Here is a 24,251-nt window from a genome sequence, read left to right as displayed (position 1 = left end):
AATTTTACAGGTGTAAAAAATATGCTATTGATTGAAGGAATTATGCTATTTTACTGTTGGCATTGGCGGTAAATTTGAATAAACGCAAAAAACAATTATTATGAGCAATGTATTTCAAAGACCCCAATTTAAAGAAAAGTATGATAATTTTATAGGAGGGAAGTTTGTGCCTCCGGTTAAGGGAGAGTATTTTGAAAATGTATCACCAATAGACGGGAAAGTATTTGCAAAAGCCGCCCGTTCCACAAAAGAAGATATTGATCTGGCACTTGATGCCGCGCATGAAGCTTTTAAAACCTGGGGAAAATCATCTCCGGCATACAGAAGTCTGGTCCTGAATAAGATTGCTGATGTCATGGAAGCAAATCTGGAATACCTGGCAACAGTGGAAACTATCGATAACGGAAAAGCGGTACGCGAAACCCTGGCTGCCGATTTGCCGCTTTGTATTGATCATTTCCGCTATTTTGCCGGGGTGATTCGTGCCGAAGAAGGAACCATTGCCGAACATGATTCCAATACCGTAAGTATCTGTCTGCACGAACCTTTAGGTGTCGTAGGACAGATTATCCCGTGGAATTTCCCGTTGCTGATGGCTACCTGGAAAATAGCACCGGCTATTGCGGCAGGAAACTGTACCGTAGTAAAAGCAGCCGAACAGACACCGGTTTCCATTTTGATATTAATGGATTTAATTAAAGATGTAGTGCCGCCGGGAGTAATCAATATTGTAAACGGATTTGGTATTGAAGCCGGAAAACCGCTGGCAACATCGCCTAAAATTGCCAAAGTATCCTTTACCGGCGAAACCACAACCGGTAGATTGATCATGCAGTATGCGGCAGAAAATATTATTCCGTCCACGATGGAACTGGGTGGGAAATCCCCGAATATCTTCTTTAAATCCGTAGCGGATGCCGATGATGAATTTTTTGATAAAGCGATTGAAGGAGCAGTAATGTTTGCGTTAAATCAGGGCGAAATCTGTACCTGTCCGTCAAGAATACTGGTACAGGAAGATATTTACGACAAATTTATAACACGGGTTGTCGAAAGAGTAAAAGCAATAAAGATCGGACATCCGTTGGATAAAACTGTCATGATGGGCGCACAGGCATCGAATGATCAATACGAAAAAATCCAGTCCTACCTGAAAATCGGAAAAGAAGAAGGTGCGGAAGTGCTGGTAGGCGGGAATATCAACCGTTTGGAAGGAGAATTATCCGGTGGTTATTATATCGAGCCTACGGTATTTAAAGGTACCAATAAAATGAGGATTTTCCAGGAAGAAATATTCGGACCGGTAGTGTGTGTAACCACTTTTAAAACAGTAGAAGACGCTATTGCGATTGCAAACGATACTTTATATGGATTGGGTGCCGGAGTATGGACCCGTGATGCCCATGAATTATACCAGGTGCCGAGAGCTATCCAGGCAGGAAGAGTCTGGGTGAATAATTACCATGCCTATCCGGCGCATGCTCCGTTTGGCGGGTATAAAAAATCTGGTTTTGGAAGGGAAAACCATAAAATGATGCTTGAACATTATCGAAATACCAAAAATATGCTCATTTCGTATGACAAAAAGAAACTAGGATTCTTTTAATTTTTTTCAAAAACAAGTACCTCAATGAAACCTAACAGGGTAACTGCCCTGTTAGGTTTTTAAATTTTAAAAGTATGACAGCACGGGTAGCAGTAACCAATGAAGCGATAGCTTTAATAAACCAGTTAAAAGAACGAAACGGCGAATTGATGTTCCATCAGAGCGGCGGCTGTTGCGACGGCTCGCAGCCCATGTGTTTTCCAAAAGGAGAATTTCAGCTGGGATATAGCGATGTATGCCTTGGTGTGATTGAAGGCTGTGAATTCTGGATGAGCAAAGACCAGTTTGAATACTGGCAGCACACGCATTTAACGCTGGATGTAGTGACCGGAAGAGGTGCCAGTTTTTCGTTGGAAATCCCGTATGGCAAACGGTTTATCATCCATTCCCGGTTATTTACCGAAGCAGAACGGGGCGATCTGGAACCTTTGCGCTATAAGGAAGATTAATTGATGTAAAGCAGCTGGTACTGCTTAGGCGTAATACCTTCGTATTTTTTAAACAACCGGATAAAATAATTGCAATCTTCAAAACCGGACTGAAAACAAACCTCATTTACCTGGATGGTTGGGTTTTTTAGCAACTGTTTGGCCTGTTTGATTTTTTCATTCAGGATAAACTCAATAGGGCTCATGCCTAATTCCCGTTTAAAGAAACGGTAAAAGGAAGTAGTGCTCATGCAGGCTTTATCGCTCAGCTCTTTTAAGCTGATGTTCTCGCGGATATTTTTTCGGATGTATTCCACCACGGGGATAATCGGACTGTTTTTGTCCGGAAAAGCATTGGTGTCAATTGCTTTTATTGTTTGTGTCTGTATGATGCGGACCAGTAATTCCTGTAACGTCAGGTCGGCTAAAGCATCTTTGGTTATCGAATCGCTCATACATTCTTTTACCAGTTTGTTAATTGTGGTCGCTAATTCGATATTGTTGTAAAAGAAATAATTCTCATAATCCAGTTTCCAGAAATTGCCGTTGCCTTCTTTGGGATAACGCTCGTTTAAAAAATGAAGCGTTTCCTTTATTTTGATATGGTCAATTGCCAGAGCAAGGCATTGCGTGGGATTGTTTCGGGAAGCTTCCGGAAAATCAATTTTCATTTCCACATTCGCCGGAATAACAACGGTTTCACCCGGTACATATTCAAAACCCGGCTCATCAAACAAATGCATGATCTTTTTACCTCTCAGCATACTGGTAACCACCAGATCATTAAACTTTAGCGGAACCAGGTCGGAAGTCTGATAGGTTTCAAAAATATTTAACTCGCAATTGTTCAGCGAATAAATAGTTCTGTTTTCAACTAAAGTCTTCAGTGACTTTTCGTTGGATAAAACAGGTGCCGTTAGCAATGATTTGGATAAGCTCATGATTTGTAACTTCAAATTAAAAAAAAGCAGCCTGAAAATACAGGCTACTAAATTTAGTGAAAATTACTGAAGTGCGAACCTCAATAAGATAAAATTAACGTTCGGTCAGAGTAGTTCTTCCACGTGTATTTTGATATTGCTCGCCATGCGTTCGGTTGGTAAATCGTTGGCATCATCTCCGAAAGGATCTTCGATCTCTTCGGCAATCAGCTCCAGACTCGCTAAAACATAGAAAATAAAAACAACCACCGGAACCACATAGTAACCCAGGCTGAATACGTAGCCAAAAGGAAGCGTCATGACATAAAAGAAAATGAACTTCTTGATAAAAGCACTGTACGAATAGGGAATAGGTGTGTTTTTAATACGTTCGCAGGCACCGCAGATCTCGGTAAACGACTGTATTTCGCTATTGATGATGATAAGCTGGTCGCCGGTTATCTTTTTGGATTCGTACAACTCGTTGATCTTGTTGAACATCATTCGGGCTACCTGATTCGGTTTGTGCTTGTTGTGATCCAGGCTGATATCAAAATCCTCCGAAAGCTGTTTGCTTGTATTCGTGTTCTTTAAATGACGGTTTAAGATGGATGCATAGCCGGGAATCATTGTTCTGAAATACATACGGTCCCTTTCGTCTTTTAGCATGGCGGCCAGCTTAATAGACAAATTACGGCTGTTATTCACTAATCCGCCCCATAATTTACGCCCTTCCCACCAGCGGTCATAAGCAGTGTTCGTGCGATAGGCCAGTAACAAGGAAATCACAAAACCCAGCATACCGTGCATGATGGTGATATTCTTAACATGACTCTGCTCGGATAACTTCCAGTATTCCATTTCCAGATATCCGATTCCGGCGGAATAAACACCAATGGTAATCATCATTGGGATTAACTGACGAAAGGTATCCGCTTTGTGAAAACGAAAAATAAAAGTAATCCAGTCCTTGGGATTGTAAGCAACCATACCGCTGAGTTTTTATATTGTTTGTTTTGTTATTTTATAGTATTTGAATAGTAATTAGTTATAATGCATTATTTAAAGTAAAATCACAAATATCAGATCTCAAAAATCATCCCTCGTATATCATACTTCATATATCAAAAATCATCCTTCTAACTAATATAATTCCAGATATTCTTTTTCTTCGAGATCTCAATAAAAGCCTGCCGTAAAGCCAGGTGTTCCGGTTTGGTCATTGAAGCATCGTCCTTTAACAGCCTGATCGCATGGTGACGTGCCAATTGCAGAATCTCGCGATCCTTTACCAGATCGGCTATCTGTAAATTCAGTACACCGCTTTGCTGCGTACCCATAATATCGCCCGGACCGCGCAGTTTCAGATCCACTTCCGAAATTTCAAAGCCGTCGTTCGTACGGCACATGGTTTCAATCCTGATCTTGGTATCGTTGCTCAGCTTGTGTCCGGTCATCAGTATGCAATAACTCTGTTCGGCACCACGTCCCACGCGACCGCGAAGCTGGTGCAGCTGCGACAACCCAAAACGTTCGGCACTTTCAATGATCATAACACTCGCATTGGGAACATTCACGCCCACTTCAATAACCGTGGTCGCAACCATGATATTGGTTTTTCCGGAAGCAAAACGCTCCATTTCGGCATCTTTTTCCGAAGGCTTCATTTGCCCGTGCACGATGCTCACGCTGTATTGCGGCAGCGGAAAATCGCGGGAGATACCCTCATAACCATCCATCAGGTCCTTGTAATCCATTTTTTCGCTCTCCTGGATCAGCGGATAAACAATATATATCTGTCGTCCTTTTGCTATTTCATCTTTTAAAAACTTCCATACTTTCAGGCGGTTGCTGTCATAACGGTGTACGGTCTGTATCGGTTTTCTGCCCGGCGGAAGTTCGTCAATAACAGAAATATCAAGATCACCATACAGGCTCATGGCCAGCGTACGCGGAATCGGTGTTGCCGTCATGACCAAAACATGGGGCGGTACCTCGTTCTTTTTCCAAAGCTTTGAGCGTTGCTCCACACCAAAACGGTGTTGTTCGTCAATTATTGCCAGTCCTAAATTGTGAAATTTCACTTTATCTTCCAGCAAGGCATGCGTACCGATAATAATGTGCAGGCTGCCGTTTTCCAGTTCCTCGTGAATGATGCGTCTGTCGGCGGTCTTGGTAGAACCGGTTAATATCCGGATGTTAATGTCCAGTCCCTGTGCCAGTTCCCGTATCCCTAAATAATGCTGATTGGCTAAAATTTCCGTTGGTGCCATTAAACAGGCCTGAAAACCGTTGTCCAGTGCCAGCAGCATACTCATTAAAGCCACGATGGTCTTACCGGAACCCACATCGCCCTGTAGCAGGCGGTTCATCTGCGCATTGCTGCCCAGATCGTTCCGGATTTCCTTCAACACCTTTTTCTGGGCATTTGTCAGGTCAAAAGGCAGATGATGGTTGTAAAACGTTGTAAAATAATCGCCCACTTTATCAAAAGGATGCCCTTTGATTTTGTGCTTGCGGATAAGATTCTTGGTAATCAGCTGCAGCTGGATAAAAAATAACTCCTCAAACTTCAGCCGGAACTGCGCCTTGGCGAGCAGGTCCTGGCTTTTCGGAAAGTGGATGTTAAAAAGCGCCGCATTTTTCGGGATCAGCTTTAACTCTTCTACCAGATAGGCAGGAAGCGGCTCTTTAAACAAGGCTTGTGTTTCAACAAAAAGCTGTTGCATCATCCGGTTTACCGCTTTGTTGGTAATCCCTTTTTGAGTCAGCTTTTCGGTAGACGGATAAACCGACTGCATTGCCGAGCGCAGGCTTTTTTCGTGTTCGGCCAGTAACTCCATTTCTGGATGTGCCATATTGAACATACCGTTAAAAGCCGTTACCTTTCCGAATATCACATAAACAACATTGAGCTTTAAACTTTCCCGTATCCATTTCTGTCCCTGGAACCAAACCAGTTCCATTTCTCCGGTATCGTCCACAAAAGTAGCAACCAGGCGCTTTCCGCGTTTTTGCTCCACGGTTTTGATATGGATCACTTTCCCGATGATCTGTACTTCCGAATTGTTGTTTTGCAGCTCGTTGATCTTGTAATAACGGGTGCGGTCGATATAACGATTCGGATACAGGTTGATCAGGTCTCCATAGCGGTGAATGCTGAGTTCTTTACGCAGCAATTCGCCACGTTGCGGACCAACGCCTTTCAGGTATTCTATAGGAGTTTCAAGAAGATTATTCATCCGGGAATTTGTGTTTGTAAAAGCACTTTACGAAGATAGCGGTAAATTGGGAAATTTGAAAACCCGGAAACCAAAAAACTTTTAAAACATTTCGGCTTTAAACCGCAATACCGGTATCTCGTTATCGTGGTATAACAGGATGGTCCAGTTTTCATTCTTTGCCTGAACCTCCCATTTTTTACGCCATTCCATCGCGGCTTTGCCGTCAAAATCCGTTTTATAGGCTATATGATGCTGTAAATAAGTGAGCTGCGGTAAATTGTCGCCGCCGTAAAAAGCGGTTTCACCGTCTTCCGTAACCCAAAACACCTGATGGTAGGGAGTGTGGCCGCCGCAAACGGTAAAACGGATCGTATCGGTAATAAAACCCTCGTCTTCCGTTTGCATAATCAGCTGCGGATGCTGTGTTAAGGCTTCCAGCAGTTTCGGTTCAAAGGAAGGTTGGTGTTTTTCGGATAAGGCATAACGCAATTCCCGTTCCTGCAGGTAATAAACAGCATTCGGAAAATGGAACTGAAAAGAACCGTCAGCCAGGAAAGTCCCCATGCCGCCGGTATGATCTTTATGCAAATGGGACAGCAATACATGCGTAACCTGTTCCGGTGCGATACCTTCTTTTGCCAGAGCGGTAAACAGCTGCAACCGGCTGTCAACAGAAAATCCCAAACCGGTATCCAGCAGGATAACTTCCGTTTTTGTCTGTATTAAAAAAGGCTGAATGGACAGCAGCATACCTTTAGGATTGGTCAGATTGCCATAAGGGATAAAGGTTTTTCCTGCTTCAACATTGAATTTTCCTTCTTGTAATGGGGCTATTTTCATGCTTGGTAACATTTTGTTTTTTGAAGCGTTTTAATAAGAATCGGGTTAAAAAACGCAAACGGATTTAATATCGGTATTAAAAGTAGCAAACATTTAAAAGAGTAACCGTAAATTTCTTTTATTTTTTTTGAAAATAAAAACCTACATTAGTAACCCTTTTTAACGATTAAAAGCATTCGTAATTAACAAATTAAACCATGCGGTATATGAAAAAAATACAACAATACTGTCTTAAGAATATGGTAATGCCGGTAGCGATGCTGCTGTTGTTCTTCCTGAACACAATAAACGCGCAGTCGGTTAAACCAAAATTCAATTTTGATTTTGAGCAGTATGAAAAGAACGAACAGCTGCCTGCAGGATGGAATGTTTGGGAAAATTATAAAATAGGGAAAGACACGGTAGTTGTTTATTCCGGGAAGCATGCTGTAAAAATCCAGGCAACCGAAGGAGGAAACCCTTATGGAGTGCTGGTCACCACGTTACCGGACAGTTATGAAGGGAAAGAGATCAGGCTGGAAGGCTATATGAAGACGGATAATGTGGAAGGTTTTGCCGGTTTATTTATCCGTCTGGATAAAAACGGAAGCATTGTTGCCTTTGAAAACATGGAGAAAGAGGGGATAGCCGGAACAAACGACTGGAAAAAATACTCCATCGCCGTGCCGAACCATCCGGATGCCAGTACGATTTATGTGGGCGCACTCCTTTCCGGAAAAGGACAGATCTGGCTTGACGATTTTGTAATAACCGTCGACGGAAAAAGAATTGAAACCATTAGTTACCCGGCAGACAACGATATAACGGAATTTGCCGCAGGCTCCGGTTTTACAATAAATAAACCCACGCCGCAACAACTGGATAACCTGTATGAACTGGGAAAAACATGGGGCTATTTAAAATACCATCACCCGGAAATCGCTGCCGGGAAGTACAATATGGATTATGCGCTTTTCAGAGCACTTCCGATAGTGAAATCGCCAAAATTTGCAACAGACAAAGAAGCCTGGATTGCTTCTTTCGGGAAATTGGAACCTGGAAAAATCAAGCGAAGCTATTACCTGGGCTTCGGACAGGCGGATAACCCTGTCTTTAAAAATGAAGCAGCGTATCCGGATATGAAATGGGCGGACGACGGCTACAAACTGTTGGCACTTTTCCGTTACTGGAACATGATTGAGTATTACTTCCCGTACAAGCACCTGATCGAAAAGAATTGGGACAGCGTACTTAAAAAATACATTCCTAAAGTTTTAGCGGCCCAGGACGAATTGACCTATAAGCTCACGATGATGCAGCTGGTTAGTGAAATTCAGGATTCCCATGGTTTTGTCTTTTCGGCTGGTAAAGCGGTTGAGAATTTTTTCGGGGCCAACATTGCTCCGGTTGAATTAAAAGCGATTGAAGGCAAAATAGTAGTAACCCGTTTGTTAAACGGAATTGGAAAAACGACCAATCTGAAAGTAGGGGATATCATTACTAAAATTAACGGAGTTCCCGTTCAAAAAGTAATAGATGATAAAAAACAATATCTGGCAACTTCCAATAAAGCAACCGAAATCAGGGATATAAGCCGTAAATTACTGCGAACGAATGCAGCGAGCATCAGTGTGACGGTAAACAACGGTAAAAAAGATGAAATTAAAAAAATTGCCTGTCAGCCTTTAAAGGAGGTGCAGTTTTTTGCAGACGATACACCATCGCATAAAATGCTGGAAGGAAACATCGGTTATATTTATCCGGGTGCCCTTCAGAGAGGGGAAATCATCGGCATCATGGAAAAATTCAAGACAACAAAAGGACTTGTTATTGACTTAAGATGCTATCCGTCCGATTTTATAGTGTTTAGCCTGGGCGGTTATTTAATGCCAAAACCAACCGATTTTGTCAAATTTGCTGCCGGATCACTTGAAAATCCGGGAAGCTTTAAAATGAGCGAAAAAGCTTTGCAGGTGGGACGTGAAAATCCGGATTATTATAAAGGAAGGATCGCGATACTGGTTAACGAAACCACCCAGAGTAATGCCGAATATACAACTATGGCCTTGCAGGTGGCGCCAAATGCCAAAGTATTTGGAAGCCAGACAGCCGGTGCCGATGGCAATGTTTCTGAAATTGACCTGCCCGGAAATTTTAAAACCATGATTACCGGATTGGGTGTTTATTATCCCGACCAAAGGGAAACCCAGCGAATTGGTATCGTTCCGGATGTGGAAGTAAAACCCACCCGAAACGGACTCATGAACGATAAAGATGAGGTACTGGAAAGAGCACTCCGGTATGTAGCATCAGCAAAATAAAAAGCTTTTTAGCCATAGAAATCCCGTTTGCAAGCGGGATTTTTTATGGGATATAGCAAGCGAAACCCAGGATATACGGGCTATTGGGCCGGTATGTTTCTCATCGATAGCGGGTTGTCTGCCGGACCGGCTTTGGCCCTGCTTCTGAAAAAAACAGGTAAAAACACGTATAAAAATCAGTGGGCTACTTTTTAGTTTTATGCTTTCAAATGCTGTATACAAAATTATCTTATCGGCTATAAGGTTAAGTATTTTTTGACGATTGAACTATAACCAAAAAACGATAGTAGAAAAAATGAAAATTTCCCAAATTACCATTGCAACCTGTTCGTTGTTTCTTTTTAGTATGTGTCAGAAAGGAGAACAAAAAATGACACAATCTTTTCAGATCGAAACACAGCAGGGAGAAGGTACACAATCTCCGGAAGCATTTAACAATCCGGTTAATTTAAAAAGCCTTTTGGATGATGCCTCAGCAGCATCATTATTAGCAATGTATTCGCTTCAGAAAAGTAATGCCCTTACCAGAGGAGAAAGCGCAGCGGTAATGGAAAACAGCAAGGAAACTGTGAATGAAAAAACAGAAAGTATCATTTTAGAAAATCTGCCACCGGCAGATACATCGTGGTTGCAAAGTCTAAAGGCAAGTTCAAGACAGTAATTAAGTAACCTTTAAAAGTTAGTAAGATGGATAAGAGTACTTGTAATCACAGCGCTGTTTCCGGAACGGAAGCACCGGAAACTCAAAAAAAAGGCATTTATCATGCAATTTCTGCTTTGGTATTGCGTGTATTGACGGTGTTTTTTCCAAAATGTTCCTTGTGCTGGACATCCTATATGTGTATGCTGGTAAGCTTCGGAATCGCAAAAATTTCCTATACCGGATGGTTGTTTCCGTTGCTGTTGCTGCTGCTTATTTTGAATTTGTGGGCATTGCTTAAAAAAATAAAATTAAAAGGATATGCGCCTTTTATACTAAGTCTGACCGGTTCCCTGATTATTTTGATAAGCAGAACGTTTTCGCCATTGACCCAATGGACGGTAATCGTGGGTATGCTGCTTATTTTCTGCGGTTCCCTGTGGAATAGTTTCGCGGTATCCCGGATACAGATGCAAAGCCTGGCAAATTAGCCAAATCAATATATAAATTAAAAGTTCGGAGTAATACGTAAAAAGCCCCCCTTTATAGTATAGTTGCTTTATCCCGGTAAAACAACTTGTGTAAAACGAATCCTATATAAATAAAGAACGTTGTTTAACCAAAAAAACAAAGCCCCATGAACGGATCATTTATAGTTTCCGCATTTGCAACAATTAACGGAAAAAAGTACTATCTGGGAACAGAATCGGTTTTAAGTGATCACTATACCGATTACAATACAAAAGTATCAATCAGGCAGGTAAAGGCCGATTTCAGATTACAGGATTTTATGGACGAATCACTGAATAAAGCAAGCTTTGACTTTATTGTCCACGGCAGGGAAGAAAGCCTTCCGTTAATGGCAAAACCGGTTGTAGATTCAAAACGATTTTATCGATTATAATGCCACATAAAATGAAGGTCATAGTAAGCATAGTTTAGAGTTCCATAAATAAATTGTGTTTATAGACAGGAGAGGGTAGGTTTGGTTAAGCCTACCTTCTTTGTTAGGGATATGTCGTTTTGGGTGTAATGGTAAAATCAACTGTTGTTCAGGCTTTTGATGATGCTTTCGGAAACAAGAGGGTTCATGCGGTTCAGTTCCTCAATGATACGCTGTTTTTCCGGTTCCGTCAGTTCCGAAACCGGTTTTTGGAATTGTTCCGGCGAAGCTTCTTTATAAAACAGGGCATCGGTCCATTCGTTTTGAAGTCCGTCAATAACCAGATGAATACGGTCGGCAGTACCGTTATTTACGACCGAATGGGTAAAGTTCGCATTAATGTACCAGCAGTCGCCTTCTTCCATAACGAGCCGTTTATCATCCAGGATAAATATAACGTCCGGATTGGTGATAATTGGTATGTGCAGGCGAAAAGAGCCGTCTTCATAACCCAGACAGTAATCGCGATGCGGTTTTATCTCGGTTCCTGCGGTTAAATTGAGCAGCCGGACTGCAGTTTTTTCAAAAGGGAAATTATCGAGTATCGATTTAAAATAAGCACAGGATAACAAAGCATCGGTATAATGTATCGCTTTGCTGTTCATTGCCAGGATGGAATCTGATTTTCCGTTTTCCGACATCAGCGCTACCGAAGTCCATTTTCCGTTATAATCGTTCTTGTTGTAATGATCGGTCCATTTGTAGGACATTATTTTGGCAACATCGTCCTGTAAACGCTGTTTGTCAAATGTAAAAGGGAATTTTATTGCACGTACCGGTTTCATACTTTACTCTCTTAACCATTTTTGCATATAGGGAAAAGCTTTTTTTCCTTCGGTTGCGGCTTTTGCCTCACTTAAGGTCATGCCGGCCCATTCTAAAAACGGAAGCCCGATGTAATTGCCTTTTCTGAAATTATCCATCAGCATGTCCGAACCGTTTTTATAACCGTTAGCATGGAACACAAATTCAAGCGGAAGCTGTAAATGCTGTGCCGCAGCAAATGACCACAGCAGTGTGCCTATTTCTTCACCGCCCGAAGGCCAGTCGGGACTTTGCTGTTCCGTTCCGGCTACTTTCCGTTCTGCAGGAGTGGTAACGGCGAGATGACCGGCTTCATGCAATAAATCACCGGGATATAACAGGCGTTCAAAATCTACATAAATACAACCAGGACCTAAGGAAAGTCCCGGTAAAAAGGTATCGTGAAGTTCTTTTTCAACTACAGCGATGCCGATTTCATTGAGAAACGTCAGAACTTTTTCAAGTTCCAGGGTATGTTGTACAAACTGCATTCCGGTGTTATTTTGGGAGCTTAAAAATAGTAAAAAGCAGCCTGTCCGGATTAAGTGGTTTTACCTGATTTTAACAGACTATATTAATTCCAGTTCCCGCTGCAGGTTCTCTTTTGCTTTTTGCTCGTAACGGTCGCGGTAAACGGCAGTCTTGTAGATCGTATCCATTGCCAGGAAATGCTGTAAAACCTTTTTTCTTCCCGGATTATACAACATGTCGGGATAAATGGCATATTCCTTACGGATATTCCGATAATAAACGGCATAAGTATCCCAGTCTGCTCCCAAAACGGATAAATCGACATCGGTGAAAAGATTGGTATCTGTATCGGTTCCGGATTCGTGTCGTTTCGTTGCCAGTATATGCTGTTTGCAGCGCTGGATCCGGTGTGCAGGATACCCGATCCGGGTTAATTCTTTTTCGGCCAGTTGTGCACTCTTTTCTTCATTGTCCTGTTTGATGGTATTGTAAACGGCATCGTGATAAAAAACAGCAAATACTACCGTGTCCCAATCTTCAATCATTTCGCTGTGCTGCGTTAAGGAAGCCAGTAAATTTTCAAGATGGCTGAGGTTGTGGTAATACCTTCCGGAACTGTTGTAATTTTTAGCAATAGTATGCCACAGGGCATTGGCAGTGTTCGTATCGGCATCGTATTTAGCGATCAGGTTGCAGAATATTTGTTGGAGCATGAAGGTGTTATTTTGGAATTAAATCGCAATACCAGAAACCATAATCCGGAGCAGGAGTTTTTTCGGGATCTGTATTGCAGCTGGTATCTGTTTTTGGGGCTTCATATTTTCGGTGTACGATTTCGCCGATTTCAAAGCGAACAGCTTCCTTAAATAACGGGCCATCAAAGGTAAAGGTGTGAAATTCCCCGTTTTCCCCGCAGGGATCTACCGTGTCCGGTAAATCGTTTATAAAGGAATCATCAATAATCCGTCCGGCGAAACTCTTGTCAAGGTGTTTTTCATTGACGCAGGTTACGATAGTCTTAAAACCCAGGGCAATAAATTCCCGGATAAGTGCTGTTGTCGGGATTTTCCAGAGCGGAAAAACAGCCTGTAAATCCATGGAAGCCAATTTGTTTTCCCGGTAAAGCCGCAGGTCTTCTAAAAAGATATCGCCAAAGATGGAATGGGTAATCCCTTTTGCCTTTAAACCGGTGAGCGTATTTTGCATTACGGCTTCATATACTTCCATCGTAGGCATTTCTGGAATTTCCATTTTTACCAGCGGAATACCGATGCTGGCCGCCTGCTGCTCCAGTAATGCGGTACGAACCCCGTGCATGGAGATCCGGTCATATTGCTTGCTAATGCTGGTTAGCAGGTAATTAACGTCGAAAGTATCGTTTTGAAGGGTTTTATAAAGGGCAAGAGTAGCGTCTTTTCCGCTGCTCCAGTTAAAAACGGCTTTTGGTTTCAAAATAGAAGGATTAAAGCGTAAACTTACAAAAAAGCAGCGAAAATGTTAGGGCAATCTTTGTAACTTTGAGCTTTCCATTATTCCCGATATGAAGCGACTAATTGCGGTAATTTATTTTATTTGTGCTTTTACACAGGCGCAACAACTTGAGAAAGTAGACTTTAAAACAATCAATGCCTCCCTCGCATTTGATGTAGCGGCAAAAAAAATAAGCGGCGATATCACTTATGATTTTGAGGTATTGGCAGCAATCGATACGATTGCGATAGATGCGCAGCGTATGGATTTTACACAGGTAAAGATCAATAACAAAACCGTTGCATTTAAAAATAACGGCAGGAAGCTACAGCTTTTTGAAGGATTTAAAAAAGGGAAAAACAAGCTGACACTGCATTATGAAGCCCAGCCCAGACAAACCCTGTATTTTATAGGAGCCGGCGATCTGGCCCAGATCTGGACCCAGGGACAGGGGAAATACACCAGTCACTGGCTGCCAAGCTTTGATGATGTTAATGAAAAAATGATCTTTTCGCTTACGATTGCTTACGATAAAGATTTTCAGGTACTCTCAAACGGTGTGCTGAAGAATAAAGAACTGAAAAATAACCGGATGGTCTGGCAGTATGCCATGGAAAAACCAATGAGTTCCTATCTGGCGATGCTGGCTATTGGCAGGTTTGCTAAAAAAACGGCAATTACGGCAACGGGCACTCCTTTGGAATTTTACCTTCAGGATACCGATACGGCTAAATTTGAACCGACCTACCGCTATTCGAAGGAAATATTCGATTTTTTCGAACGCGAAATAGGCGTGAAATACCCGTGGCAGGTTTACCGGCAGGTTCCGGTACTGGACTTTTTATATGCCGGGATGGAAAACACTACGGCTACCATTTTTTCCCAGGATTATGTAGTAGATGAAACCGGGTTTAACGACAGAACCTATGTGAATGTCAATGCCCATGAATTGGCACACCAGTGGTTTGGGGATCTGATCACGGCACAATCGGGCAAACACCACTGGCTGCAGGAAGGCTTTGCGACGTATTATGCCTTACTGGCAGAAAAGGAAATCTTTGGAGCCGATCATTTTAACTGGGAATTGTATGAAATGGCCGAACGTTTGTTGCGGGCTTCCAAAACAGATGCGATACCGTTGTTAAATGAAAAAGCAAGTTCGATTACCTTTTACCAGAAAGGAGCGTGGGCTTTACACTATCTGCGCACTAACGTAGGTGAGGAGCCTTTCCGGAAAGCCGTGCAGGCCTATTTGCAGAAATATGCGTTTAAAAATGTAATAACCGATGACTTTTTAGCCGAAATCAATAAGGTTTCGGATTTTGACACACAGCAGTTCCGGAAAAACTGGCTGGAAAGTGCCGAATTTCCAATAGCGGAGGCTTTATCGATTGTTAAAAAGAACAAATTTATCCGGGATTACCTTGAAATAGTAGATTTACAGGATCAGCTTTTAACGGTCAAAGCGCAAAAACTGGAAGCGGTATTACAATCGGATGCCTTTTATCCGGCTAAGGAAGAAGTGATCTATCAGCTTGAAAACACACCGTTTGAGCAAAATGTAGCCCTGTTTCGCGTAGCCTTAAAATCTTCGGATCTGAAAGCAAGACAGGCGGTGGCAAAATCACTGCGCACCATCCCGAAAACCTTTAAAAAAGAATATGAAGTGCTGTTGGATGATGCGTCCTATATCACTCAGGAAATTGCACTTAAGGCATTGTGGGCACAATTCCCGGAAGAACGTACGCCATTATTGGACAAAACGATGAACTGGCAGGGATTTAACGATAAAAACCTGAGAATAAGCTGGCTGACGCTGGCACTTGCCACAGCCGATTATCAAAACGATCATAAAATGCCGTTTTATGAAGAACTACTGGATTATGCTTCCCCGAAATATGAAAGTAACGTCCGTCAGAATGCGCTGGTCAATTTGTTGTACCTGAACAAAAATGACAGCAATACCTTAGCCTATCTGGTAAACGGAACCATCCATCACAAATGGCAGTTCAGCAAATTCTGCCGGGAAACCATCCGGACACTGCTAAAAACGGAACGTTACAAAGCCTATCTGACGGAATTATTACCCAAACTGCCGGAAAATGAAAAGGCACAGTTAAAAAGACTGCTCGAAGAATAAAGCAGCTGGAAACAGCTGTTGTACGGCTTATTTTTAAAACTCGTATAATTGGGTTTGTTTATATTTTTAAGTGTTTTGTTGTTATTAAAGTATTGCTTGTTAAATAATGTTGTTTTTTATATTAAATAAATATTAAAAAATGCGATTTATTTACGCAACTAATACAGACAAACGGTATCTATAAGGTAACAACACTAAACAACAAGCTTATGAATAAAATCAAACTCTTAATGGTAGTACTGGCTTCCATGCTATTGACGATTGGATGTGAATCTGAAAGTACTTATGAAGGAGGCAGTTCCGGAGGTGGTAATATCTCCGGTAATTTTGGAAATCAGGTTTCCCGTGATTTTATCGGACAGATAGTAGACGTTAACAACAATCCTGTTCAAAGCGTAAATGTAAAAATAGGAAGCACAACTGCTCAAACAGACAGTAACGGAGTGTTTATCATTAAATCGGCTGCGGTTTACGAACGTTTTGCGTATATCACTGCGCAAAAAGCCGGTTATGTAGACGGCTCGCGTACGATGGTTCCTACTAACGGGAATAATAATGTAAAAATCATGATGCTGCCTTTACAGCCGGTTCAGGTTATTGCTTCCGGTGCGGCGAGTGAAGTAACGCTTGCTTCCGGAACGAAAGTTGTTTTTGACGGTGCTTTTCAGGATGCAAACGGTGCGGCCTATTCCGGCAGTGTGAGTGTTTCAATGTATCATTTACTGCCGTCTGATGCTAATTTAAGCAGCCTAATGCCGGGAACTTTATTTGCCCAGGACGAGAGCGGCAACGCAAAAGCTTTGGAAACACTGGGAATGCTTAATGTGGAATTACGGGGCAGTGCCGGTCAGAAACTGCAAATCGCCAGCGGACATACCGCGCAAATGGTCATGAAAATAGACAACAGCCAGCTGGCTTCCGCTCCGGCGACGATTCCGCTATGGCATTTTGATAATGCGAAAGGGTATTGGATACAGGAAGGAAGTGCAACCAAACAAGGCAATACCTATGTAGGGAATGTTTCCCATTTTTCATGGTGGAACTGCGATGCCCAATTCCCGGTAATTTCAATGTGTGTGTCTTTGGAAGATGCTAATGGTAACCCATTGTCCAGCATTCAGGTTGGTATTATCAGAAGCGGGAACTTGTATCCGGTTATGGGAACAACCAATACGAACGGACAGGTTTGCGGACTGGTGCCGGCAAACGAAAGCTTAACGATGGTTATTTACGATAACTGCGGCGGAATAATCAGTTCAACACCAATAGGGCCTTTCTCTGGCAATACAACCTTGCCGACGATTGTTGTTAACAATCCGGGAGTAATGCCCACGCAGATACAGGGGAATCTGGTGAATTGCAGCAATGCCGCTGTGACAAACGGTTATGTTATTTTAAATTACGGAAATCAGCCGCAATATGCCATGATTACAAACGGTGTTTTTAGCTTTAACACGCTGGTTTGCGGTACTTCTACAGTGAACTTTTCTTTAGAAGGATCGGATTATGATAATTTACAGACAACGGGTAACATCACCTATACATTTACCAGCCCGGTAACGAACATTGGTAATATTGTCGCCTGTAATGCGGTGACGGAATTTATTTCCTATCAGGTTGATAATGATCCAACGGTTTACATATTGACAAACCTGGGAGCATCCTATACACCTAACGGACTGAACATACACGGCAATGGCGTTAACACCGGAATTTATATCTGGGGCAATACCAATGTGCCGGGAACCTATACCACTACCAATTTCAGCGTTGAAGGAGTACCCGGAAACTATATCTCTTCACAGATTTCCAATACGGTTTCTTTTAACCTGAGTAATTTTGGAGCTGTAGGACAATATATAGACCTTACGTTTAACGGAACCTATCCGGATAATATGAATCCGGCGGTCACACATACGATTACGGGGGTAGCCCACGTGATCAGAGATAATTAATTGTTTGTTTGTTATTTTAATCGAAAAAAGACTTTTCATGCATTTGAAAAGTCTTTTTTATTTAAGGTCAGTGATAATGCTGTTTAGCGAAACAATTCGCCCACTTCGTTTTTAAGGAACGACAAGGCTACCGAACTCGGCGATTGTTTTTCCATCATATCACTTAAAATAATTTCACGCAGTTTATTCGCATTTTCAGCACCCATAGATGCTTTCCGGATAATCTGGATAGTAGTGTGTTTTGCGGTCAGGATAATATTCCAGCTTTCCTCGGAGATATAAATCTGCTGGGTCAGGTTATGTTCGTATTCCTGTTCGATATGGTGGATCAGCAAGCTTTCATAATCATTTTTATCGGAAGTGATCGGAGCAATACGCACCAGTAATTTTGCCGGATTGATACGCTCTAAAAACAAGGTCATGCGCTCGTAGGCCTGTAAACGAATCGGAAGAGCACTTTTCTGAGCTTCCTTGTGTAATAAAAAACGACGGCGTCCTTCTTCATTTTGGGTGTGCAGGTTAAAGAAATAATAAGCTACACCACCGGTAATGATTGCAGGAACAGTATATGCTAATAATTCGACGATTTTGGTTGCGTCCATAGTATGATCGGAAATATTTTAAAATTAGAATTAAAAATCGGCTCAAAGCGTTACAAATAAACGAATAAAGAAATAAACACGCAAAATAAAAAACTATCGTAAATTAATTGTAATAAAGCGTAATGAGTAGTATTTTTGAAGTTTGATATTATCACCATGCAAAATTATATTGATCAGCTTAACGAAGCCCAGCGTGCGCCGGTTTTACAGAAAGACGGGCCTATGATTGTGATTGCCGGAGCGGGCTCAGGGAAGACCAGAGTATTAACCATTCGTATCGCTTACCTGATGCACCAGGGAGTTGATTCGTTTAACATATTGGCCTTAACCTTTACAAACAAAGCCGCAAAGGAAATGAAAGTGCGTATTGCCAGCATTGTTGGAAACAGCGAAGCCAAAAACTTATGGATGGGAACATTCCACTCGGTTTTTGCTAAAATCCTGCGTAGTGAAGCCGACAAACTGGGATATCCTTCCAATTTTACCATTTATGATTCTCAGGACAGTGTGCGTTTGATAGGACAGATTATCAAAGAAATGCAGCTGGATAAAGACGTGTACAAACCCAAACAGGTTTTGGGCAGGATTTCGTCGTATAAAAACAGCCTGATTACCGTTAAAGCCTACTTTAACAATCCGGAATTACAGGAAGCCGATGCGATGAGTAAAAAACCGCGTATGGGCGAAATCTATCAGAACTATGTTGAGCGCTGCTTTAAATCGGGCGCGATGGATTTTGATGATTTACTATTAAAAACAAACGAATTACTGACGCGTTTTCCGGATGTTTTAATGAAATACCAGGATCGTTTCCGCTATATACTGGTGGATGAGTACCAGGATACGAACCACTCCCAGTATCTGATTGTGCGGGCGTTGTCCGACCGTTTCCAGAATATTTGTGTGGTAGGGGATGATGCGCAGAGTATCTATGCCTTCCGTGGGGCGAACATCAACAACATCTTAAACTTTCAGAAAGATTATGAAGGCGTAAACACCTACCGACTGGAACAGAATTACCGTTCTACCCGTAACATTGTGGAAGCCGCGAATACCATTATCGATAAAAACCAGACCAAACTGGATAAGGTGGTTTGGACGGCAAACGATTTTGGACCAAAAATTAAAATCCATCGCAGTTTAACCGATGGCGAAGAAGGACGTTTTGTAGCCGGTACTATTTTTGAGCAAAAGATGCAGCATCAGATGAACAACAATCAGTTTGCGATTCTGTACCGCACCAATGCGCAATCCCGGGCAATGGAGGATGCGCTCCGTAAAAGAGATATTCCGTATCGTATTTACGGAGGATTGTCATTTTACCAGCGTAAGGAAATCAAGGATGTATTGTCCTACCTTCGATTGGTTATCAACCCGAAAGACGAAGAAGCTTTGGTACGTGTTATCAATTATCCGGCAAGGGGAATTGGCGGTACGACCGTAGAAAAATTAATCATAGCGGCGAATCATTACAAACGTTCCATCTTTGAAGTAATGGAGCATATTGATAAAATTGATTTAAAACTAAACTCCGGAACCAAAGGCAAACTGAAGGATTTTGTAACGATGGTTAAAAGCTTCCAGGTAATTAATGAAACCCAGGATGCTTTATATCTAACCGATTATGTTGCCAAAAAGACCGGATTGATCCAGGAACTGAAAAAAGACAGTACGCCTGAAGGTATTGCCCGAATTGAGAATATCGAAGTTTTGATGGGCGGTATCAAGGATTTTATTGAAGGACAGAAAGAAGTAGACGGAGCCCGTGGTGCGTTATCGGAATTTATGGAAGATGTGGCTTTGGCAACGGATCTGGATAACGATACCGGCGATGACGACCGTGTAGCGCTAATGACCATTCACCTGGCAAAAGGACTGGAATTTCCAACCGTATTTATTGTAGGGATGGAAGAAGACCTGTTCCCGAGTGCGATGAGTATGAATACCCGTAGTGAACTGGAAGAGGAACGCCGGTTGTTTTATGTAGCCTTAACCAGGGCAGAACACCAGGCTTACCTGACCTATGCGCAATCGCGTTACCGCTGGGGAAAACTGGTTGATAGCGAGCCGTCCCGATTCATTGAAGAAATAGACAGCCAGTATTTGGAATATTTAACACCGGTGGAAACCAATTACCGTTATAAACCGACAATTAATGCTGATATTTTTGGCGATGTGGACAAATCCAAACTGCGACTGGCAAAACCGATTGCCGGAACGCCGCCCAAATATATAACGGATAACGAGGAACCGAAAATGGATAGAAATATCCGTAAGCTGAAACCGGTTTCGGGTAATGTACCAACATCCGGAAGTGCCAATCTGGCCAATAATGCCCTGAATGTAGGGAATGTGGTTATGCACGACCGGTTCGGAAAAGGACAGATCCTGAACCTGGAAGGCGTTGGAGCCGATAAAAAAGCGGAAATTAAATTTGAAGTAGGCGGAATTAAAAAACTATTGCTGCGTTTTGCGAAACTGGATGTAATAGGGTAAATTTATAAAAAATGGAAACAGCGACACAACATGATGCAACAGGATTACTCATCTGGCAGGTTGTTATAACAGCCGTGTTTTTTGGGTTAGGCCTTTTATTGTTCTACTATTTCAAACGAATGAAGCAGAAAAATAAAGAACACAACGATAAGCCCCGATAATGTTTAACCGTAAAAGCTATAAGCATGGCAGAATTTATTAAAATTTACCCAGAAAATCCCAATCCGGCAGCTGTTGCCAAGGTTGTGAAAATTTTAAAAGATGGCGGATTAGTCATTTATCCAACCGATACGGTTTATGGATTGGGCTGTGATATTACCAATTCGAAAGCTTTGGAGCGGATAGCCCGGATTAAAGGTATCAAACTGGATAAAGCCAATTTTTCATTTGTTTGCTGTGATTTGAGCAATATTTCCGATTATGTCAAGCAAATCGATACGGCTACCTTTAAAATATTAAAACGCGCTTTACCGGGACCATACACCTTTATTCTTCCCGGTAATAACAACCTGCCGAAAGAATTTAAAAAGAAAAATACTGTGGGTATCCGGGTGCCGGACAATGCGATTGCTCTGGATATTGTTCGCCTGCTGGGGAACCCGATCGTATCGACATCCATTCATGATGACGATGAGGTTATTGAATATACAACCGATCCGGAATTGATTTTTGAGAAATGGCAGAACCTGGTCGATGCGGTAATAGATGGTGGCTATGGGGATAATACCGCTTCCACGGTGATTGATCTTTCAGGCAGTGAACCGGAAGTTATCCGTGAAGGAAAAGGAAGTCTGGATGTGTTGTAGTTATTTTTGTTTTTTGGCAAAATCTTTGTTTATACGATAATATATCATACCTTAGCGTAAGAAAAATTAAGCCAAATCGCTATAAACAGCTATACAAAGTGCTATTCTTAATTTAAATATTTAATTGGTTATTAAAAAAAAATTAGGGATACATAAAAGCAGGTCTTTCGGACCTGCTTTTTCTATTTATAGGGATGGTGTTAAAAACAATTAGTTTTTACCAGCCATGTTTTTCATTTCTTTTTCGATCATATCATAGAACTGATCGATTTTTGGAAGGACAACAATTCTTGTTCTTCTGTTTTTAGCTCTGTTATCAGGCGTGTCATTATCTGCTAAAGGCACATAGAAACTTCTTCCGGCAGCGATTAATTGTTTTGGATTTACACCCAAATCTTCCTGTAATACTCTCACAATAGAGGTAGCTCTTTTAACAGATAAATCCCAGTTGTCAATTAATACGGCATTTTTGATAGGCACATTATCCGTGTGTCCTTCAACCATACATTCAAAATCCGGTTTGCTGTTAACTACTTTCGCTACTTTCGCTAAAACTTCTTTTGCTCTGTCGCTCACTACGTAGCTTCCGCTTTTAAATAATAATTTATCGGCAATAGAGATGAATACAACTCCTTTTTCTACATTGATCTGGATGTCCGGATCGCTGATACCCACCGAGCTTTTTAAACTGGTAACGATAGCAAGCGTTACACTGTCTTTTTTCGTTAACGCATCCTGAAGACGGGTAATTTTTAAATCTTTTTCTTTAAGACTTTCCAAAGATTTTTCCAGGTTTTGAGCACCTTTTGAAGATAAAGTGGTCAAATTCCCCATATTATTAATTAAATCGGAGTTGTTTTTCTTTAAAAAGTCAAGTTGTCCCGCCATAGCGTCTTTTTCAGTTAAACAAGAATTTAACTTAACGGTACACGTGTTTAAAAGGTCCTGAATTTTTTTATTTTCTTCTTCTAATGATGCAATTTTTTTCTTTGAACCACAAGAGGTCAAAGTGATTGCAAGTACTGAAAGGGCAATAACGATTTTTTTCATAAAATGATGAATTTATAGGAATTACAAATTTACTAAGATTTTACTGCGGGTTAAAGTTTAAAAAGATAAACTAATGTTAAATCTTATTTATCAAAAAACCTGCCATTTTTTAAGTAATAGCGATAAACTATTGACCTGGTCCGGTAATAATTTTCAGACTGAATGGCATTTCTTTTTTGTAATGACTTGTTAATGAATAGGTAAAAGTAGTAATGTGATTTTAGAATAGCCCAGGTATGTTTGAATTTTCCCTGGAAAAAAAAGCGCACTCCGGCAATTCCATCCAGCGATAACCGGATAAAAAGGGTAGGGAACAATTGCTTTTTGGGTAAATTTTTAGTCATCATCCACAGGGAATTCCTGAAATTCAGGAATGTTTTACGGGGATTTCCGGTATTCAGCGTTGCGCCGCCCACGTGGTATACGGTAGAAAAACCGCAGTATTTTGCCGTATAGCCTTTGTTAAAAGCACGCCAGCACAAATCGATCTCTTCCTGGTGGGCAAAGAAATCGGAATCAAAACCGTTTAATTCCCGGAAAATATTTTTCCGGATAAACATACAGGCACCGGATGCCCAGAAAATTTCGGTTATGTCGTCATATTGACCTTTATCGGCTTCAACGGTATCAAAGATGCGGCCACGGCAGTATGGAAAGCCGTATTTGTCAATATAACCACCGGCAGCACCGGCATATTCAAAATGTGTTTTCTGTTTGTAATCCAGTATTTTCGGCTGGATAATCGTTGTTTGCAGTTCCCGCTCAAAAAGTGCAAGTATCGGTTGCAGCCAGTTCTCCGTTACTTCAATATCGGAATTTACCAGCGCATAAATCTCTTCTTCTACCTGTTTCAGGGCTTCATTATAACCTCCGGCAAAGCCAAAATTACGACTGTTGCTAATGATTTTTACCGTAGGAAAGTGCGCTTTTACATAAGCAACGGACGTATCGGTTGAGGCGTTATCGGCCACATAGATAGTCGCTTCGGGCGAATGGTGGATCACGGAGGGTAAAAACTGTTCCAGTAATTTTACGCCATTCCAGTTTAATATGACTACAGCTGTTTTTTTCAAAGTATACGCTTTATTTAGGATATAAAATTGGGCAGTTCCCGAAGGAACTGATACTCTTGTTTTTCATAATCCATCCGGCAAAAATAATGATTTAGTCCGTTGGTCACCATTAAATAATCGGCCGCCAGCACCATATTGTACCGGGCAATCTGGTCGAAAGTGCCTTGTGTAATGGCTACTTCGGGAGCTTTGCATTCTACTAACAGGAAAATCGAACCGTCCGGTTTAAACACTACCGCATCGTAACGTTTGGTTAAACCGTTAATTTTGATGACTTTCTCTACGTTAATAAAGGATTTGGAATAGTTCTTTTCCTGTAGTAAAAACTGAACGACATGCTGGCGTACCCATTCTTCCGGTGTGAGCTGGATAAATTTTTTACGAATCTCATCAAAAATAGCCACTTTATTTTCACTATTTTTGAACCGGAAGGAATAGGGCGGAAAATTCAATTTTTGCATAGTACAAATATAATTTGAAGTT

The 24,251-nt window shown here is 41.5% G+C and carries 23 protein-coding genes; 11 read left to right on the top strand and 12 right to left on the bottom strand.

Annotation, left to right across the window (positions count from 1 at the left end):
• Positions 1 to 100: 100 nt before the first annotated feature.
• Positions 101 to 1,606: an aldehyde dehydrogenase family protein gene (locus HW120_RS13815; RefSeq protein ID WP_177734670.1), complete on the top strand. Its 1,506-nt coding sequence runs from the start codon at positions 101 to 103 to the stop codon at positions 1,604 to 1,606.
• Between the two features lie 74 nt (positions 1,607 to 1,680).
• Positions 1,681 to 2,055, top strand: coding sequence for a DUF779 domain-containing protein (locus HW120_RS13810; RefSeq protein WP_177734669.1), 375 nt, complete (start codon positions 1,681 to 1,683; stop codon positions 2,053 to 2,055).
• On the opposite strand, the gene HW120_RS13805 is transcribed toward HW120_RS13810, so the two are convergent.
• The 4 genes from HW120_RS13805 to HW120_RS13790 all read right to left on the bottom strand — a co-directional run bounded on the left by HW120_RS13805 (position 2,052) and on the right by HW120_RS13790 (position 7,018).
• The gene (locus HW120_RS13805) at positions 2,052 to 2,975 is read right to left on the bottom strand and encodes an AraC family transcriptional regulator (protein WP_177734668.1); all 924 of its coding nucleotides are present in this window, start codon (positions 2,973 to 2,975) and stop codon (positions 2,052 to 2,054) included. The genes HW120_RS13810 and HW120_RS13805 overlap by 4 nt on opposite strands.
• A 105-nt stretch (positions 2,976 to 3,080) precedes the next feature.
• Positions 3,081 to 3,944 (bottom strand): bestrophin family protein, encoded by an 864-nt coding sequence (locus tag HW120_RS13800; protein ID WP_177734667.1) that lies wholly within the window; start codon positions 3,942 to 3,944, stop codon positions 3,081 to 3,083.
• A 149-nt stretch (positions 3,945 to 4,093) separates the two neighbouring features.
• The gene (gene recG, locus HW120_RS13795; RefSeq protein ID WP_177734666.1) at positions 4,094 to 6,196 is read right to left on the bottom strand and encodes an ATP-dependent DNA helicase RecG; all 2,103 of its coding nucleotides are present in this window, start codon (positions 6,194 to 6,196) and stop codon (positions 4,094 to 4,096) included.
• Between the two features lie 81 nt (positions 6,197 to 6,277).
• Complete coding sequence (locus tag HW120_RS13790; protein WP_177734665.1) at positions 6,278 to 7,018, bottom strand: MBL fold metallo-hydrolase; 741 nt, start codon at positions 7,016 to 7,018, stop codon at positions 6,278 to 6,280.
• Positions 7,019 to 7,224: 206 nt separating this feature from the next.
• On the opposite strand from HW120_RS13790, the gene HW120_RS13785 reads away from it, so the two are divergent.
• The 4 genes from HW120_RS13785 to HW120_RS13770 all read left to right on the top strand — a co-directional run bounded on the left by HW120_RS13785 (position 7,225) and on the right by HW120_RS13770 (position 10,862).
• Complete coding sequence (locus tag HW120_RS13785; protein WP_177734664.1) at positions 7,225 to 9,318, top strand: S41 family peptidase; 2,094 nt, start codon at positions 7,225 to 7,227, stop codon at positions 9,316 to 9,318.
• A gap of 295 nt (positions 9,319 to 9,613) precedes the next feature.
• On the top strand, positions 9,614 to 9,979 hold the full coding sequence (locus HW120_RS13780; RefSeq protein WP_177734663.1) for a hypothetical protein: 366 nt from the start codon (positions 9,614 to 9,616) through the stop codon (positions 9,977 to 9,979).
• Positions 9,980 to 10,005: 26 nt separating this feature from the next.
• Entirely contained in the window at positions 10,006 to 10,449 is a 444-nt protein-coding gene (locus tag HW120_RS13775) for a hypothetical protein (protein WP_177734662.1), read from the top strand.
• A 146-nt stretch (positions 10,450 to 10,595) separates the two neighbouring features.
• Positions 10,596 to 10,862, top strand: coding sequence for a hypothetical protein (locus tag HW120_RS13770; RefSeq protein WP_177734661.1), 267 nt, complete (start codon positions 10,596 to 10,598; stop codon positions 10,860 to 10,862).
• 137 nt (positions 10,863 to 10,999) lie between these two features.
• Here the strand turns inward: HW120_RS13770 and HW120_RS13765 are convergent, their stop codons facing one another.
• From HW120_RS13765 to HW120_RS13750, 4 genes are all read right to left on the bottom strand, one after another.
• Positions 11,000 to 11,686 carry an aspartyl/asparaginyl beta-hydroxylase domain-containing protein gene (locus tag HW120_RS13765; RefSeq protein WP_177734660.1) on the bottom strand — a complete coding sequence of 229 codons (687 nt, stop codon included), beginning with the start codon at positions 11,684 to 11,686 and terminating at the stop codon, positions 11,000 to 11,002.
• Between the two features lie 3 nt (positions 11,687 to 11,689).
• Positions 11,690 to 12,196 carry a hypothetical protein gene (locus HW120_RS13760; protein WP_177734659.1) on the bottom strand — a complete coding sequence of 169 codons (507 nt, stop codon included), beginning with the start codon at positions 12,194 to 12,196 and terminating at the stop codon, positions 11,690 to 11,692.
• Positions 12,197 to 12,274: 78 nt separating this feature from the next.
• Positions 12,275 to 12,889 (bottom strand): HD domain-containing protein, encoded by a 615-nt coding sequence (locus HW120_RS13755; protein WP_177734658.1) that lies wholly within the window; start codon positions 12,887 to 12,889, stop codon positions 12,275 to 12,277.
• Positions 12,890 to 12,896: 7 nt separating this feature from the next.
• Positions 12,897 to 13,628: a Dph6-related ATP pyrophosphatase gene (locus HW120_RS13750; protein WP_177734657.1), complete on the bottom strand. Its 732-nt coding sequence runs from the start codon at positions 13,626 to 13,628 to the stop codon at positions 12,897 to 12,899.
• An 88-nt stretch (positions 13,629 to 13,716) separates the two neighbouring features.
• Here HW120_RS13750 and HW120_RS13745 point away from each other — a divergent pair, with 88 nt between their 5' ends.
• Complete coding sequence (locus tag HW120_RS13745; protein WP_177734656.1) at positions 13,717 to 15,786, top strand: M1 family metallopeptidase; 2,070 nt, start codon at positions 13,717 to 13,719, stop codon at positions 15,784 to 15,786.
• Positions 15,787 to 15,995: 209 nt separating this feature from the next.
• Positions 15,996 to 17,741 (top strand): hypothetical protein, encoded by a 1,746-nt coding sequence (locus tag HW120_RS13740; RefSeq protein WP_177734655.1) that lies wholly within the window; start codon positions 15,996 to 15,998, stop codon positions 17,739 to 17,741.
• A gap of 83 nt (positions 17,742 to 17,824) precedes the next feature.
• On the opposite strand, the gene HW120_RS13735 is transcribed toward HW120_RS13740, so the two are convergent.
• Positions 17,825 to 18,343, bottom strand: coding sequence for a DUF7935 family protein (locus HW120_RS13735; RefSeq protein ID WP_177734654.1), 519 nt, complete (start codon positions 18,341 to 18,343; stop codon positions 17,825 to 17,827).
• A 156-nt stretch (positions 18,344 to 18,499) separates the two neighbouring features.
• Here HW120_RS13735 and HW120_RS13730 point away from each other — a divergent pair, with 156 nt between their 5' ends.
• The 3 genes from HW120_RS13730 to HW120_RS13720 are packed head-to-tail and all read left to right on the top strand — an operon-like array spanning position 18,500 to position 21,645.
• Positions 18,500 to 20,839 carry an ATP-dependent helicase gene (locus HW120_RS13730; protein WP_177734653.1) on the top strand — a complete coding sequence of 780 codons (2,340 nt, stop codon included), beginning with the start codon at positions 18,500 to 18,502 and terminating at the stop codon, positions 20,837 to 20,839.
• Between the two features lie 11 nt (positions 20,840 to 20,850).
• Positions 20,851 to 21,000 (top strand): hypothetical protein, encoded by a 150-nt coding sequence (locus HW120_RS13725; RefSeq protein WP_177734652.1) that lies wholly within the window; start codon positions 20,851 to 20,853, stop codon positions 20,998 to 21,000.
• A 24-nt stretch (positions 21,001 to 21,024) separates the two neighbouring features.
• A complete protein-coding gene (locus tag HW120_RS13720) occupies positions 21,025 to 21,645 on the top strand; it encodes an L-threonylcarbamoyladenylate synthase (RefSeq protein WP_177734651.1) in 621 nt (206 codons plus the stop codon).
• Between the two features lie 210 nt (positions 21,646 to 21,855).
• Here HW120_RS13720 and HW120_RS13715 read toward each other — a convergent pair whose 3' ends face one another.
• The 3 genes from HW120_RS13715 to HW120_RS13705 all read right to left on the bottom strand — a co-directional run bounded on the left by HW120_RS13715 (position 21,856) and on the right by HW120_RS13705 (position 24,229).
• Positions 21,856 to 22,695: an OmpA/MotB family protein gene (locus HW120_RS13715; RefSeq protein ID WP_177734650.1), complete on the bottom strand. Its 840-nt coding sequence runs from the start codon at positions 22,693 to 22,695 to the stop codon at positions 21,856 to 21,858.
• Positions 22,696 to 22,778: 83 nt separating this feature from the next.
• A complete protein-coding gene (locus HW120_RS13710; RefSeq protein ID WP_177734649.1) occupies positions 22,779 to 23,768 on the bottom strand; it encodes a glycosyltransferase family 2 protein in 990 nt (329 codons plus the stop codon).
• 14 nt (positions 23,769 to 23,782) lie between these two features.
• Complete coding sequence (locus HW120_RS13705; protein ID WP_177734648.1) at positions 23,783 to 24,229, bottom strand: type I restriction enzyme HsdR N-terminal domain-containing protein; 447 nt, start codon at positions 24,227 to 24,229, stop codon at positions 23,783 to 23,785.
• Between the last annotated feature and the right edge of the window lie 22 nt (positions 24,230 to 24,251).

The sequence above is a fragment of the Flavobacterium inviolabile genome, assembly GCF_013389455.1.
GTDB classification, from domain to species: domain Bacteria; phylum Bacteroidota; class Bacteroidia; order Flavobacteriales; family Flavobacteriaceae; genus Flavobacterium; species Flavobacterium inviolabile.
The sequence above is the reverse complement of the archived record's forward strand: the minus strand, read 5'-3'. Positions and strand labels throughout refer to the sequence as shown.

What these genes read in the sequence shown, in the direction of transcription:
- HW120_RS13740 (WP_177734655.1), top strand. Translation starts at nt 15,996, where the DNA reads ATGAATAAAATCAAACTCTTAATGGTAGTACTGGCTTCCATGCTATTG.
- HW120_RS13735 (WP_177734654.1), bottom strand. Translation starts at nt 18,343, where the DNA reads ATGGACGCAACCAAAATCGTCGAATTATTAGCATATACTGTTCCTGCA.
- HW120_RS13720 (WP_177734651.1), top strand. Translation starts at nt 21,025, where the DNA reads ATGGCAGAATTTATTAAAATTTACCCAGAAAATCCCAATCCGGCAGCT.
- HW120_RS13790 (WP_177734665.1), bottom strand. Translation starts at nt 7,018, where the DNA reads ATGAAAATAGCCCCATTACAAGAAGGAAAATTCAATGTTGAAGCAGGA.
- HW120_RS13760 (WP_177734659.1), bottom strand. Translation starts at nt 12,196, where the DNA reads ATGCAGTTTGTACAACATACCCTGGAACTTGAAAAAGTTCTGACGTTT.
- HW120_RS13785 (WP_177734664.1), top strand. Translation starts at nt 7,225, where the DNA reads ATGAAAAAAATACAACAATACTGTCTTAAGAATATGGTAATGCCGGTA.
- HW120_RS13715 (WP_177734650.1), bottom strand. Translation starts at nt 22,695, where the DNA reads ATGAAAAAAATCGTTATTGCCCTTTCAGTACTTGCAATCACTTTGACC.
- HW120_RS13775 (WP_177734662.1), top strand. Translation starts at nt 10,006, where the DNA reads ATGGATAAGAGTACTTGTAATCACAGCGCTGTTTCCGGAACGGAAGCA.
- HW120_RS13770 (WP_177734661.1), top strand. Translation starts at nt 10,596, where the DNA reads ATGAACGGATCATTTATAGTTTCCGCATTTGCAACAATTAACGGAAAA.
- HW120_RS13810 (WP_177734669.1), top strand. Translation starts at nt 1,681, where the DNA reads ATGACAGCACGGGTAGCAGTAACCAATGAAGCGATAGCTTTAATAAAC.
- HW120_RS13745 (WP_177734656.1), top strand. Translation starts at nt 13,717, where the DNA reads ATGAAGCGACTAATTGCGGTAATTTATTTTATTTGTGCTTTTACACAG.
- HW120_RS13780 (WP_177734663.1), top strand. Translation starts at nt 9,614, where the DNA reads ATGAAAATTTCCCAAATTACCATTGCAACCTGTTCGTTGTTTCTTTTT.
- HW120_RS13800 (WP_177734667.1), bottom strand. Translation starts at nt 3,944, where the DNA reads ATGGTTGCTTACAATCCCAAGGACTGGATTACTTTTATTTTTCGTTTT.
- HW120_RS13705 (WP_177734648.1), bottom strand. Translation starts at nt 24,229, where the DNA reads ATGCAAAAATTGAATTTTCCGCCCTATTCCTTCCGGTTCAAAAATAGT.
- HW120_RS13725 (WP_177734652.1), top strand. Translation starts at nt 20,851, where the DNA reads ATGGAAACAGCGACACAACATGATGCAACAGGATTACTCATCTGGCAG.
- recG (WP_177734666.1), bottom strand. Translation starts at nt 6,196, where the DNA reads ATGAATAATCTTCTTGAAACTCCTATAGAATACCTGAAAGGCGTTGGT.
- HW120_RS13755 (WP_177734658.1), bottom strand. Translation starts at nt 12,889, where the DNA reads ATGCTCCAACAAATATTCTGCAACCTGATCGCTAAATACGATGCCGAT.
- HW120_RS13730 (WP_177734653.1), top strand. Translation starts at nt 18,500, where the DNA reads ATGCAAAATTATATTGATCAGCTTAACGAAGCCCAGCGTGCGCCGGTT.
- HW120_RS13805 (WP_177734668.1), bottom strand. Translation starts at nt 2,975, where the DNA reads ATGAGCTTATCCAAATCATTGCTAACGGCACCTGTTTTATCCAACGAA.
- HW120_RS13815 (WP_177734670.1), top strand. Translation starts at nt 101, where the DNA reads ATGAGCAATGTATTTCAAAGACCCCAATTTAAAGAAAAGTATGATAAT.
- HW120_RS13765 (WP_177734660.1), bottom strand. Translation starts at nt 11,686, where the DNA reads ATGAAACCGGTACGTGCAATAAAATTCCCTTTTACATTTGACAAACAG.